This window comes from Calditrichia bacterium (assembly GCA_020634975.1).
Lineage (GTDB): Bacteria > Calditrichota > Calditrichia > RBG-13-44-9 > J075 > JACKAQ01.
Genome location: JACKAQ010000001.1, coordinates 2,913,581 through 2,927,103 on the forward strand (window position 1 = coordinate 2,913,581; position 13,523 = coordinate 2,927,103).

The 13,523-nt window shown below is 38.9% G+C and carries 15 protein-coding genes; 6 read left to right on the forward strand and 9 right to left on the reverse strand.

Features of this window, described 5'->3' with window-relative positions:
• Positions 1-3: 3 nt before the first annotated feature.
• Together H6629_11780 and H6629_11785 are read left to right on the forward strand one after the other, a co-directional pair.
• The gene (locus tag H6629_11780) at positions 4-831 is read left to right on the forward strand and encodes a peptidyl-prolyl cis-trans isomerase (GenBank protein ID MCB9068472.1); all 828 of its coding nucleotides are present in this window, start codon (positions 4-6) and stop codon (positions 829-831) included.
• Between the two features lie 80 nt (positions 832-911).
• Positions 912-2,201: a peptidylprolyl isomerase gene (locus H6629_11785; protein ID MCB9068473.1), complete on the forward strand. Its 1,290-nt coding sequence runs from the start codon at positions 912-914 to the stop codon at positions 2,199-2,201.
• Between the two features lie 55 nt (positions 2,202-2,256).
• Here H6629_11785 and H6629_11790 read toward each other — a convergent pair whose 3' ends face one another.
• From H6629_11790 to H6629_11815, 6 genes are all read right to left on the reverse strand, one after another.
• Positions 2,257-3,111, reverse strand: coding sequence for a patatin-like phospholipase family protein (locus tag H6629_11790; GenBank protein MCB9068474.1), 855 nt, complete (start codon positions 3,109-3,111; stop codon positions 2,257-2,259).
• A gap of 5 nt (positions 3,112-3,116) precedes the next feature.
• Positions 3,117-3,746, reverse strand: a complete 630-nt coding sequence (locus tag H6629_11795) for an O-methyltransferase (protein ID MCB9068475.1) — start codon at positions 3,744-3,746, stop codon at positions 3,117-3,119.
• A 24-nt stretch (positions 3,747-3,770) separates the two neighbouring features.
• On the reverse strand, positions 3,771-4,076 hold the full coding sequence (locus H6629_11800; protein ID MCB9068476.1) for a Rieske (2Fe-2S) protein: 306 nt from the start codon (positions 4,074-4,076) through the stop codon (positions 3,771-3,773).
• Between the two features lie 32 nt (positions 4,077-4,108).
• A complete protein-coding gene (locus tag H6629_11805) occupies positions 4,109-4,504 on the reverse strand; it encodes a hypothetical protein (GenBank protein ID MCB9068477.1) in 396 nt (131 codons plus the stop codon).
• Positions 4,505-4,664: 160 nt separating this feature from the next.
• Positions 4,665-6,329: a hypothetical protein gene (locus H6629_11810; GenBank protein ID MCB9068478.1), complete on the reverse strand. Its 1,665-nt coding sequence runs from the start codon at positions 6,327-6,329 to the stop codon at positions 4,665-4,667.
• Between the two features lie 142 nt (positions 6,330-6,471).
• Positions 6,472-7,125: a hypothetical protein gene (locus H6629_11815; GenBank protein MCB9068479.1), complete on the reverse strand. Its 654-nt coding sequence runs from the start codon at positions 7,123-7,125 to the stop codon at positions 6,472-6,474.
• Positions 7,126-7,587: 462 nt separating this feature from the next.
• Here H6629_11815 and H6629_11820 point away from each other — a divergent pair, with 462 nt between their 5' ends.
• The 4 genes from H6629_11820 (at position 7,588) to H6629_11835 (ending at position 9,920) form a co-directional block, all read left to right on the forward strand.
• Positions 7,588-8,241: a class I SAM-dependent methyltransferase gene (locus H6629_11820; GenBank protein MCB9068480.1), complete on the forward strand. Its 654-nt coding sequence runs from the start codon at positions 7,588-7,590 to the stop codon at positions 8,239-8,241.
• Between the two features lie 139 nt (positions 8,242-8,380).
• Positions 8,381-8,668 carry a hypothetical protein gene (locus tag H6629_11825; protein MCB9068481.1) on the forward strand — a complete coding sequence of 96 codons (288 nt, stop codon included), beginning with the start codon at positions 8,381-8,383 and terminating at the stop codon, positions 8,666-8,668.
• A gap of 94 nt (positions 8,669-8,762) precedes the next feature.
• Positions 8,763-9,080 carry a hypothetical protein gene (locus H6629_11830; protein MCB9068482.1) on the forward strand — a complete coding sequence of 106 codons (318 nt, stop codon included), beginning with the start codon at positions 8,763-8,765 and terminating at the stop codon, positions 9,078-9,080.
• Between the two features lie 303 nt (positions 9,081-9,383).
• Positions 9,384-9,920: a hypothetical protein gene (locus H6629_11835; protein MCB9068483.1), complete on the forward strand. Its 537-nt coding sequence runs from the start codon at positions 9,384-9,386 to the stop codon at positions 9,918-9,920.
• Between the two features lie 657 nt (positions 9,921-10,577).
• Here H6629_11835 and H6629_11840 read toward each other — a convergent pair.
• From H6629_11840 to H6629_11850, 3 genes are all read right to left on the reverse strand, one after another.
• Positions 10,578-10,937 (reverse strand): DUF1972 domain-containing protein, encoded by a 360-nt coding sequence (locus tag H6629_11840; GenBank protein ID MCB9068484.1) that lies wholly within the window; start codon positions 10,935-10,937, stop codon positions 10,578-10,580.
• Between the two features lie 230 nt (positions 10,938-11,167).
• Positions 11,168-11,629, reverse strand: coding sequence for a glycosyltransferase (locus H6629_11845; protein ID MCB9068485.1), 462 nt, complete (start codon positions 11,627-11,629; stop codon positions 11,168-11,170).
• Between the two features lie 943 nt (positions 11,630-12,572).
• Positions 12,573-13,073: an O-antigen ligase family protein gene (locus H6629_11850; protein ID MCB9068486.1), complete on the reverse strand. Its 501-nt coding sequence runs from the start codon at positions 13,071-13,073 to the stop codon at positions 12,573-12,575.
• Positions 13,074-13,523 lie beyond the last annotated feature (450 nt).

The following is a 13,523-nucleotide window of genomic DNA, read 5'->3' on the forward strand; positions in this document are numbered from 1 at the left end:
ACAATGCGGCGTATCGTACCATTAATTTTCGTAGTGCTGATGTTGGCAGCATGCAGCAGCGACCAGCCCAAACCCGGCGAAATTGTCGCTCGCGTGGGTGATACCTATTTGCTTCGCGATGTCGTTCTGCAACTCATTCCCGAAAGTTTGAGCGGATCGGAACGGGAGTTTTTTATCAAAAAAATTGTTGAGCAATGGGTGGACAGCCACACATTTGCAGCCGCTGCGGTGGAAGACGGTATTGCCCTCAACACCCGCGATCGCTGGCAAATTGAAAAACTGGAAGCCGAAATGCTCGCCAATCACTATCTGAATATGAAAGTACGCAACGATTTTCCGGTGACCGATCGCGAAATCGAAGATTATTACACAGCCAATCCCGAACAATTTCGCCGCAGCAAAGATGAAGTTCACCTGGTTCACCTGTTTTTTGAGCAATTGGATAACGCCATCGTCGATGAAATCAAAAGCTCAAAAGACCTGCTGGAAGTGATCGAAAAAAATTATCTCGATACCCAGATTACCCGATCGGTAGAGCCAAACGGCGATCTGGGTTTTCTGCCGGTCGAGCAAATTCGCCCGGAATTTCAGAAAGCGATTCGCGGCACCAAAACCGGGCTCATTTACGGCCCCGTCAAAACCAGTTTGGGATATCATTATTTGCAGGTGATCGACCGGCAACCGGCGGAATCGATTCGCAGTTTAAGCCTGGTAACGCCGGAAATCCGCAATTTGCTGATCGCCGCCAAACGCCACGACCTCATTCGCGATGCCAAAGAAAGTGCCCGCAAAAATTTCAAAGCCGAAACTTTTTACGAAAATATTCTTTAAAGGAATACCAATTTCATTGGTGCAAAAGAAAAGATACATTAGAAATGTTGAGTAACCGAAACGAAACGAGAGTATTTTTTATGATTCGACAATGGATTTTACAATTGGGTGCAGTGGCAATGTTGCTCACACCTGCGCTGGCCCAACAGCCGATAGACGGTGTCGCAGCCGTTGTTGGCAAGGAAATTATCCTCATTTCCGATATCAACACCATGCTCACCCAATATGCCATGCAAAACAAGGTTAACCCGTTTAAGGATGAAGCATTACTGAACCGGTTGAGCAAACAGGTGTTGGACCGGATGATTGACGAAAAATTGCTGCTCATCCGCGCAGAAGAAGATACCCTGATTGCCGAGGACGAACGGGTGGATCAGGTAGTGGAACAGCAGGTGAACGGATTTATGCAACAAGCCGGATCGCAGGAAGCGCTGGAAGAATATTACGGCATGTCGCTGCCGCTGATTAAACGGGAAATGCGCAAGCGGGTTGCGAACCAGATTGTTATCGAAAAACTGCGCGACAGGCAATTTGGCAGCATCAACGTTTCCCGCAGGGAAGTGGAAAAATTTTACACCCAATATCAGGATAGCATGCCGCGTATTGGCGAAACAGCCAATATCTCCCATATTTTAATGAAGGTTAAGCCCAGCGATGACGCCATCGGCACAGCGATGGAAAAAATCACCCGCATCCGCCAGATGTTGGATGAAGGGCAGGATTTTGGCGAACTGGCGCTCAAATATTCGGAAGACCCCAGCGCCAAATCCAACAAAGGAAATTTGGGCTGGACATCGCGGGGCGATTTTGTGAAGGAATTTGAAGAAGCCGCATACGCGCTGGAAGTGGACGAAATTTCGGATATTGTGCAAAGCCAGTTTGGGTTCCACATTATTCAATTGCTCAACCGTCAGGGCGAAAAAATTAATGCCCGCCATATTCTTATCCAACTGCAGCCAACCGCTGCAGACGAACAGAAAACAGTGGAAAAGCTGAAAGAAATTCGCCAGAAAATTTTGAATGGCGAAGCAACCTTTGGCGAAATGGCGCTGGAATATTCGGACGACCCGAATGTGCAACAGGATCGCGGCGATTTGGGCGATTTTGAAGTGAATAATTTTCAGGTGAAGGCATTTGAGCAAGCGCTGAAAACGTTGAAAGTCGGTGATATTTCTGAGCCGGTGCGCACGGAGTTTGGGTATCACATTATCAAACTCAACAAGAAAAATGATGCCCGCGTGCTAACGCTCGAAAAAGATTGGCAGCAGATCGAAAACATCGCCAAAGAATACAAACGCAACCAGGCATTTGAAGACATGTTGAAAAATTTGCGGGAAAATGTGCCGATTGATGTAAAAATTCAGATTTGAGGTGCACCAAAATATAGCAAATCAGAACGCCGGGGCAACACTGCTCCGGCGTTTTTTATTTGAATGACAATAATAATTTGTGCCAAAATCCCCGATTGAGCTTCTTCTCTTTTTTGCGAAGGATCTCCGACAGCACCGTAATTTTCTCTTGCGCAGCAGCGTAGCCTTCGTCAAATAACGCTTGCGGGCGGATTTCATCGTCGATGGCGATATCGCCCAACGCCGGAGTAATCAGCAAATCGACATTTTTGAGCAGCATGCGCACATTTTCATCCACCGCAATTTCGAACGCGTTCATCAAAATATTAATCATCCCGCTCGGTTCGCGATATTCGCGAAGTGTGCTCAGGCTAACGCCGAGAATGACATCTGCACCCATTTCCTGTAATGGGGAAACCGGCACATTTTCGACCAAAAAACCATCCACTAATTTTCTGCCGTCAATTTCCACCGGCGTAAAAATGCCGGGAATGGAAGAACTGGCCATCACGGCGGTGGCAAGATTGCCTTTGCGGAGGATAATTTTATCGCCATTATGAATATCCGTCGCCACGATCGCCAGCGGCGTGTTGGCGTCTTCTATGTTCACATCGCCGATGTGTCGCTCAATAATTTCGCCGATGACCCGGTTCGATAAAAAGCCGGCGCGGGAGGGGGAAAATGTGGAAATGGATGTCCAGCTCATTTCCTTTGCCTGATCATACATTTCATCAATGGGGATATCGAATGCCTGAAACGCAGCAACCAGCGCACCAATGCTGGTTCCGGCCAGAAATGCCGGACGAATATTTGCCTCTTGCAACACTTTCAACACACCAATGTGCGCCATGCCCCGGGTTGCACCGCCGCTGAGTGCCAATCCGAGCTTCGGCTGTTGGCGTTCGGTGTCGTTTTTGTTAAACCATTTCATATCAGTTACTTACGCAACTTAATGCTCAGCGAAAGCCCGTCGCGTAGCGGTAAAAAGGTGCTCCACAAATTCTTTTCCCAAACCAGGTTTTCGTTAAATTCCTGAATCGCACGGGTTTCGCCATCTACCGCCGGTTGGGTAACTTTGCCTTTCCACAGCACGTTATCGGCAATCAGCATGCCGCCAACCCGCAGGCGATCGAGCAAAAGGGGAAGCAGTTGCGGGTATTGCGGTTTATCGACATCATTCATAATCAGATCGTAAGTGTCCGATAGCGTGGGCACAATTTCCATTGCGTTGCCCTGAATAAACGTAACTTTGTGTGCCAATCCCGCTTTTTCGAAATAGGATTTTGCCCGCTCAATATTCACCGGATCGTATTCGATGCAGGTAATTTTACCGTTTTCGGAGAGCGCAATTGCCATCCACATCGCGGAATAGCCGAAGCCGCTGCCGCATTCCAAAACGGTGTGCACATGCCCAAACTTGATCAACGAAACCAGCAATCGCCCGACCAGCGGCCCGACAATGGGGAAATTTCGCTCCAAACCTTCCGCTTCCATGTCCCCCAAAATTGCGTGGGGCAGTGCGCCAAGCTGGGACAAATACTGCTCGATATCCGGATTTACGATCATATAAGCTCCTTAATTTACAACAGTTTATATCGCAATATATAACGCATTATTTTCGATGAATAGCGGGAAAGTGCGCGCCGGATTTTGCGGCTGATTGAGGCACGCACCGGTTTGCAGATTAAATTTCCAGCCATGCCAAATGCACATCAGCACATCTTTTTTTATCATGCCGTCATTCAACGCCGCGCCGGCATGCGGACAACGATTTTCCAGTGCAAAAAAGCCTTTTTTTGTGTGAAAAACCACGATGTTCAATCCATTTTCCAGTTCAAAAACACGCGAATGTTTTTTTTTGATGTCGGCTGTTTCGCAAAGGTATAATCTTGTCATTTAAATGCAGGCGTTGATGGTTATAAAAATTGTCACAGCGCTAAAACGCTGCCCAAAAGGCTGCCAACCCACTCTTCCGCGAAAAAAATTCCCGTTGCGATAAAAGCGATGGAAACGATGAGCAATGCGCTGGATAATACAAAATAGCGTTTCATTTTATCCAAAAGTGCGGCGAATACTGCCAAATCACCGGTTTTTTGCGCCTGTACCGCGCGCTCCGCAGCCTGAAACAGCACAATTCCCAGCCAGATTTGCACAACCGCAACGGGCAGCGCAACGATTGTAAAGGTTAGCAACGCGCCGATAAAAATAAATACGATGCTCAAAAACCGCAGCCAGGTGCTTATTTGCCCGGCGATGATGCGCATATCGCTCATTGCCGCAGCTTGAAAACGGTCGTTTTCATCTGGTGAAAACAGATCGGCCATACCGGTTCCTCCGTGTTGGGGTTGGGCGCTTTTGTCGCCGGAAACGGGTGATTTGAGGTAACTGCGTTGCTATCAAACCCAATCTAAAATAAGAAAAAAGGATGCTTTAACGCAACAGGGGAGATAAAAATCGGGCGAAAACGGGTTGCGAACGTAGCGGCTACATCCCGTAAAATATTGCCAGAGAAATGTGGTTTTGGGTTTTGCCATTCGTTATTTCGATGCGTTGCGATTGCAGCGATTCATATTTCAGTTCTGCTATCAAATCGTGCAGAATTTCGTAACGGAGGCTGGCACCCCAATCCGTAAATTTCTGAACGGGACCGAACAAAAATGGCTTGTGCGGCAGCGTATATTGATCTTCAACTTGACCTTCGCCGCCTTTGCGGATGTTTTGTCCCCAAATTTTTGCGGAAATTCCCCGCCGGAAACGATAGCTGATTTCGCCAAAAAGAATGTCGGCATTGTGCCCCAGCCAGTGCCCCAACGGATACGATGAACTGGTGTACAGCAACGTTGGGATAAAATGTTTGTAAACAAACGGATTGATCCGCGAATATTCTGCGCGAACGCTGAGGTTGTTGACGGGAAGATCTGTAATCATCGCGCCAACGCTGCCGCCCAAATGATTGATTTGCTTTTCCGCATTGAAAATATTGGCTACAGATAGATCGTCGATCAGCAGCTCACCATAAATATGCGTTTTGGGGATCAGATTTCGGGCACTTGCAGCGAAAAACAGTTGGGCATTGCTGCCGGCGCTGTTCTGGCGATCGCTCAAATAGTGATCGGCGAGCCGGAAAAACATCAGGGGCATCAGATATGCAACTTCCAGTTGATCGCTGTAAATGATCGATTCGCCGATGGAAAAATCCAGCCCGCGTTTTGGCGTAAGCGTAACAGTGTGCGACGCCAAAAATTTCTCGCGGAAGCCAAAGCTGTTGGCGTTTTCGCGAAGTGTCGGGTAAATAGCGGTGGAATCCACCACGTCCGATTCCAGCCAGCCGTGAAAGTAATTGAATTTCAGCCAGTGCGTCGGATTGATATCCAATCGCAAAAACGGGAACGACGGCGCTTTATCGGACAGCACCACTTTGCCGTTTTGGGCATATCCCCAATTAATAAAATCTTTACCGAACACTGCCCGTCCCCACGACCAATCGTATGAGAGCGTTGTGCGCACTTCGCTGTATTCGATGGCGTTGCCGGTTGCCAGATCGCGTTCGTCAACGTCGATGCCGGTTACCGGAGAGAACGATTTGCTTTCGTCCACATTATCGCCGGCTTCCCGATTATCCCGAAAATCGAAGCTGAACGCCCAGTTTTCGCCGAGATAGCCATACAAATACGCGCCGTTCCAGCGGTGCGACTGGCTTTTGCCGTCATTTTGTCCGTAACGCACGCCGTAAATCGGGCTGAAATTGATGGAAAAATGATCATCGCGATACGATAACGCCCGCCAGCGTCCGGCCACATCTTTTCCCAGATAGCTAAAATCTTCGCCGGTTATTTCGACGGTGTTCAAACGATCCAATTCAAATTTGAAATCTTGCAGAAGAAATGCGAGTTCCTGTTTCTCCAGCGCGGTTAATTCATCCTGCATTTGGGATAATTCCCGGAGCTTTTCCGCAATCGTCATCCGGGAAACGGGTGTTATCAGATCGTGATATTCGATGATGCCCCGTGCACTCAATCGATCCAGAAATCCGTAAACTTCGCTGTGCAACGGCTCAAAAGCGGTTTGGGAAAAAAGGGGGGAAGTGAAAAGGTAAAAGGTAAAAAGTAAAAAGTAAAATTTGGGGAGAAATCGTTTTATGATTTTCATTCTGTCACATCATTTGGTTAACATATCTGCGAATTTGCGGATTATTTTACGATTTTAGGGGTGGGTTTCAAAGGGAATTTTTTGTAAAACAAAACCTCAAAGGTTTGTGTAACACTTCAAGGTTTTGTAACCATGAAAGGAGCTATCGTTTGACAATGCCGAGACGTTCCAGAAATTGCGGTTTGTCGGCAAATGCCAGCTTTGCGATGGAGATGCAATTGCTCATAAAATCTTCTAGTTTATGAAACTCAATATTTCGTTCTTTGGTGGATTGTTGTGCTTTGCCATCTTTTTGCACGCGTGCATTTGCCGCCGCTTTTGTGTCCAGAACCAGTTGCTGACCAGCCTGAATTTCTTCCAATTTTATACCAATGGCCGCAAGTTTTGTCTGTAATGATTCATCGGCTAACAGGACTGTATAAAATTGTTCAACGGTAATCAACCAGTCTGCATATTTTGCGGGAATACGTTTATGGATACCTAGTTTTTCCCGGGTTTCTGTGTCTGCTGAGAACGCTACATTGGAAAACCCAACCAGCCGCATAAAAACCTTATGGGCAGCCTGACGACTTGTCCTGAATGTTTGCGTTGCCGCATGTTTGGCAGCGTGCGCTGTGTTTTTAGTGATTTGTTTTTGTTGCACTACATCCAGCACTGTTTTACCTTCGCCAAGTTTTTCGGCGGTGTAGCCATGGTTTTCAAATCCGCTGAGCATTTCCGGATCTCCCAGTGCATTTTCAAAGAAAATGCTGGTCGCGGTTATGCGTTCATTAAAGTTTTGGGAATTTAGTTTCATGCACTCTCCTTGTGAAGTATGAAATGAATAGATAAATCACTGATTCGTTAAATTTTCAGTGAAAATAATGATTTTTTAAACCGGTTTATTCTTTTTTGAGGCGTTTATGTAAATTATGAAACGATTTTTGTCAGTTATATGCTGATTTTACTATTTTTTTCGTATAACTATCATTTATGAACACGTTTTTGTTATTATTTTGTCGTTTTCGATATTTTTATAGCATCAATTGGTGATTTTATTGTATCGCTTCATGTTTTACAATATCGTCAGTAGGAAAATGATCTGAAGGTTTTGGTAGGAAAATTTTTTATTCGGTTCTAAATTATTATAAACAACGGAAAAATTGAACGAACGATGACAAATTATACAAATGTTGACTACGCAAAAATTACAACCGGTGACCGCAATCCCATTAAACGGTTGCTGCAGAGCAATCGCTTGAACGACGGGCTTCGGATTTTGTCAGATTTATTACCCGATTTTTCCGGAACAATCCTCGATTTTGGTGCAGGAAATGGCATCCTGTGTCAACGTATTCGGGAGAAATTACCGAAAGCTCAGCTTGTTTGTTATGAACCGGTTGGTAACCTACGTAAACAAGCCCATGACTTATTAGCCGGAATGAGTGACATTCGCATTGTTAGCAATTTGAATGGTTATTCCCCGGCAACCTTTGATTTTATCTTTTGTCTTGAAGTTTTTGAACATCTGCCACTCCAACAAACGCTGGATGCACTGGCAACTATGAAACAGTTGCTCAAACCGGATGGTAAATTGATAATTGGGGTGCCGAATGAAATTTTTTTACCCGCGTTGATTAAAGGTACCTTTAGGATGCGCCGACGTTACGGTGCGGACGATGCCCGGATCGGAAATGTATTGCGTGCGGGCATCGGTTTTCCGCCAAAAGATCGCCCGGTTGTTGATTTTGGCGGATATCCTTATTATCTACGGCATTTGGGTTTTGACTATCGTAAGTTTCGCAAAATCCTTTCGCAGTATTTCTCGATTTCGCAAACTTATGGCAGCCCCAACCCTAAATTGCCTTTGGGGGTTAATTTTGAGGTTTATTTTGTGGTGAAAAAATTGTTAAAATATAGGATATCATTATGAAAAAAATGTATCTTCTTCTAATTCTCTTTTTATCTAGTAACTTGATCTCTCAAAGGCAATTTATTTACTGGAGAGGGAGTATCTTTATAAAAACCATATCCAATCCCAAAATGTTTTTACAAGAGGGTTTACTCATGTTGTGCTAAAAGAGGAAAGGGAAATTAAAAAATTTGATGGATTTTTCGATTTGTATTCATTTTTTCTTAAAGATTCATTAAAAGTTATTCAACGTGTCGACTTAGGTTATAATAGACAAATAAATGATGAATTTAGTTTAAGATCTGTTAGTCCTTTTATGAATCCAATTGAATATGAAATTGTTAAACAGCAGTTTGTAGCATATTTAGAAGAACATGGTAAAGCTATTTCAGGAATTGTGGATGATGATATTGAAGATATCCATTTATTACTAGAAAGTATGATGTAAATGGCTCTGATATTACTAATACATTATACCCATATAATCCATATGAAGAATTTGAATATAGAATCGGTAACAAAAATGATATTAAAAATGCTTTATGGCATCCTTTTATAATTATTTAGACAGCCTAGGTTATAAAAATTATGGGTATCTGTATAGAGATGATATCGAATTTACATTTCCTGAAATTGACATTTCTCAAGCAAGTGTTAATTCTGAAGAAATATTTGGTATTGAGAATGAAAAGTTTAATGGGATGTATGATGTAGTAGCGCAAACGTTTAAACCGAACAAGCCTATGCTTAGTAGGATAGATATTAAGATTTGGAGAGTCTCAAATTCTCTTGAGAACGACATTTTTTCAGGTGATATATTGTATTATATCACAGAAACTAAAAAGTATATAGCAAATTAAATCCAAAAACCGAAATATATGTTCCTGACTTAGCAAGAAAAATAGGTCTGCCTCAAAAGAAAAGAAAACAATATTTAGTGAGCAAATTGTAAATCATTCAAATAATAAAATTAATGATAATTCAATTATTAAACTTTATTTTAATCCACTAGAAATAGGCGAACTAGATACATCAAAAACATATGCGTTTGTTTTAGAATATAAAAGTAGAAGTAGTTCAGGAAGCCTAACCAAAGTTATTATAAATTAGATAGTTCAAGTGACAATAAATATCATAAAGGAAAATATTTTAGAGGTGGAAAGTTGTCATGGCAATCAATGAAGAATGAAACCGATTTATGGTTTAGAACATATTCGCCTAACCCACCTACAGAAAAATTAATTAATATTAGAAAACTTTGGGTAGATTTTCAATCAATTAATATGCAAAAATACATCAATGACTATGTCAAAATAACTCAGAATTACAACATTAAAAACAATTCAAATGTTAAAGTATATGTATATAGTGGATATCAGGATAAAATATATTATGGTGAAACCTGTAAGGAAATATACAGTCTTGATTGGAATAAAATGAGAACTTTGGGTATTGATTATGCAGTATGTGGATATAATGAAAGCAAAGAAGTTGCAATAAAACAAAAAAATATATTAGGAGATGTCAAATTGATCGGCAGTGTTATGTATCATAAGGGACAAATCCTAGAATCACTAAAAAAGAAATTTCAATATCAAATTGAAAACAAAGAAGTATTTGATGGTGGAGTGATGTTCTTTTTTTTAGCGGCGGGATTCAGATCGATCCTAAAATTGTTGTTGAATAATATTGATGCGTGAATTAGTTCAAGTAATAAATTTTATTACAATAAAATGTAGCACTACCCTTAAAAGGAATCAATTATAAAAACAATATTATCCAGATTTATGTTTATCTAAAATAAGTTGAAAAAAGCTTCATAATCAGTAACAATTTTATCCCAAGTATAATTCTCTAAAAATCGATGATACAGCTTTTCAGAATAAAATATATTTTTATGTGTGTTTTTTTCAATATCATTTAATTTTCGTGAAATATCTACAGAATTACTAAAATAATATGCAAATTCACCACAGACTTCTTTATTAAAAACATTGTCATGTGCGAGCACTATGCTTTTTAGAAGCCATGGCTTCTAATAATGATGGGTTTGTTCCACCAACTGAATGTCCATGAATATAACAAAATGCATTTATTCTTAATTCATATAATAAAGACTTGTCATAAACGCCACCCAAGAACGTTATTTGTTTATAGGCTTTGTATTTCAAAAGTAATTCAATATATGGGTTTTTATATCGATGTTTCCAACAATTACTAACTTTTTGTTAGATTCAGAATGTGTGAAGCCTTTAAGTATTTCTATTATCATATTTTCCGGTTCTAATCTACTGACAACTAAATAGTAACTTTTTTCTGTAAGATTAAAGTTATTATTACTATTAAGCTTATCTCTATCAAACAATTTCGCTCCATATGATAAATAAAATACTTTTTTTTTTGAATTCTGTATTTAGTACTAAATACTGTTGGATTTCACTTGAATCGGCTATTAAGTAATTTGCTGTAATTGTTGAAAGATACTCCATAAATCTAAAATAGATCTTGGCGATTTTGCTCCACTTAGATCTTTTCCATTCCAACCCATCCATGTTGATGCAAACAACTTTTCCAAATAATTTTGGTATAAAACAAAACACGCTAGTGCCATAGCCTAACATGTAAATTACATCATAGCGATTATCTAAAGTTGCTTGAATTATACATTTTAGATCATACCATATTGTCGTAAAAACTCCAATTTCTTGAGTTGAGATATTAACTAGATTAACTCCGTTATAAACGGAGTTTTTTCATTGGTGTTTCCTTCACAAAAAACAGTTATTTCAAAGCCACGATTCACTAAGCCTAATGATAAATATTCTGCAAAGGTTTCAAATCCACCATATTTTGCGGAATTCCTCTACTTCCTAAAATTGCAATTTTGTATGTTCGGTTTCTGTCTTTCATATTGTTTAGTATTCTACCTTTACTAACTATTGAGAAATCATGATAGCATTTTCTGTTGAATAATATCTATCATTTGTAAAGACTTCGTTTTCCATGAGTATTCATTTTGTAGCTTTTCAATTAGATCTCTGGAGTATCCACTGAAAGTGTTTAAACTGTCTATTGATTCATCTAAATTATTCAAAAAATCATTTTTATTTGCTGATATTTTAATATGATCTTTAAACTTCATTACACCAATTGCAGCAGTGGTTATTACTGGTTTATTTGCGGACAGATATTCATAAAGCTTAATATGGTCAGCATCAAAACCGCCAACTTTATGTGGTAATATACATATATCAATATTGTTCAAGTATGAGGGTAATATGTTATAATGTTTATCACCTAAAAAGAATGTGTTTGGTGCCTTATAAAAATTATGGACAGATTTTTTTTCATAAATCGGTCCAATGAATATAAAATTATAATTTGGTCTCGATTCGATCAAATGTGACATTAACTCTGAATCTAAACGAGTTCCGATTTTACCTATGTATGCTACTCTTATCCCATTTATTGTGCTTAGATCTTCAGGGCATGGGTGAGGGGTTTGAAATCTATTAAAATCAACACCATTACTTACATAAAGTTTGTTTATTACTGATGGAAAAAGGTTTAAATTCTTTTTGCATTTACAAAAACGACATCTGCCTTATCATTAATTATATTATATCCTCTTTGAATGTGCATTTTGCTTTTAATCATATTGGGGTGTTCTAACCAATTATCTAATGAATCAAAAACAAAAATTTTTTCACCAATATTTTTATAAAGGTGATAGTGTAATGGATTCCATGAAAATGAACAAAGTCGTTAATCCCCAATAACAGCAAGCTATGATTAATGGTTTTTGAAATTCATTTCTTTTATAGAAGTTTGGTATCCAATTCCGTTGCTGGAATACTGGTCTAAAAACTGAATATGAAAGTACGTCTAAAACGTATGTTTTGTCATTTATTTGTTTGATGACAATATTTTTGTTTTTGTAATATAAATTACCATCATTCGTAGCCAATGCTGTTGTCTTATTATCTTTTCTGAGATGCTTAGTGGTCTATTGATAACTAACAGTTTATGTATTCTCTCATCTAATGAGAAAGAATGATAAAGATGAGCATCTCTAGTTCTAAAGCCATATTTTTCAGATTGTTTCCAATCTACCATTGGAAAACAAACAAGATTAATTTTCATTCATCTTCTCATTCGTAAAATTTAAAATGGATCGTTTGTTTAAGGATGTGGAAATTCCAATAAATGCCATTATTAGAAAAATATTTCTAGTGTTAATTAAAATTCTATCTGCTAATGAGAAAACTAAGATAGTTATTAGTGTTGTGATGAGAAATATTTCGTAAATAATATCCAAATAGTTTAATTCTTTGATATTGTTTACCAAATATCTATATGCTCTTATAATAAAATAGGAAAAAAAAGAATAAGAGCCCCAAGAAGCCTAATAAACCGGATTTAACCGCTATTGTAATTAAGGAATTATCAATATAATATGACCGGGATTCATAACCAGCTAGCCATTCGGGAACAATTATAATTTCCTGACCATAACCAACACCTAATATTGGGCTTGTTCTTATAAGGTTATAAGCTTCGTATGAAGAATAAAATCTGGCGATTACTGATGAATCTTGTAGAAGCGATTTACTGGTAGTAAATCTTGAAATTATGTTTTTATTATAATCAATTTCAATAAAATGTGCTCTAATTAGATAAATCAGTATAAAGGGTAAAATTAAAAATAACAATCTCATTATATAGCTAAATCGTATGAGTTTAAATCTAAATAACATTAATATTGAAATTATTATAGAAACAACTAATGCAATGAATACTGCTCTTGTTTGAGTCATATATATTGTTGCAGAAACAGGGATTAGAATTAGCAAAAAATTTAACAATATTAATTTTGTTGTGATATCTATATAAAAGAAATGATAAATAATACGAAAATATTAAAGCTAATATGATTTCGTTTTTTTCCCCAACGAATCTTTCACCTCTATTAATACTCAAGGCATAAACGTCTGCAAGAAAGTGTTTCTCCCTTAGTAGGTAAACTGAGAATAAAATGATAAAGTGAATCCAAATTAATACCAAAATGATATTAAAAAATCGTTTTTTATCTATATCTTTTAGTAAGAATACAAAAGGGATAATGGATGTATAATATAACATAGGTCTAAAATCTTGTAACGCTCTCAAAATCCCATTTTTACTTATACCAATATATAGACCAGGTAATATGGATAAGATAAGGATAAATAATGCTAAAATTACGGACTGATCAACCACAACTTTTTATTTTTAATAACGCACAATAAAAAAACAAATATTAA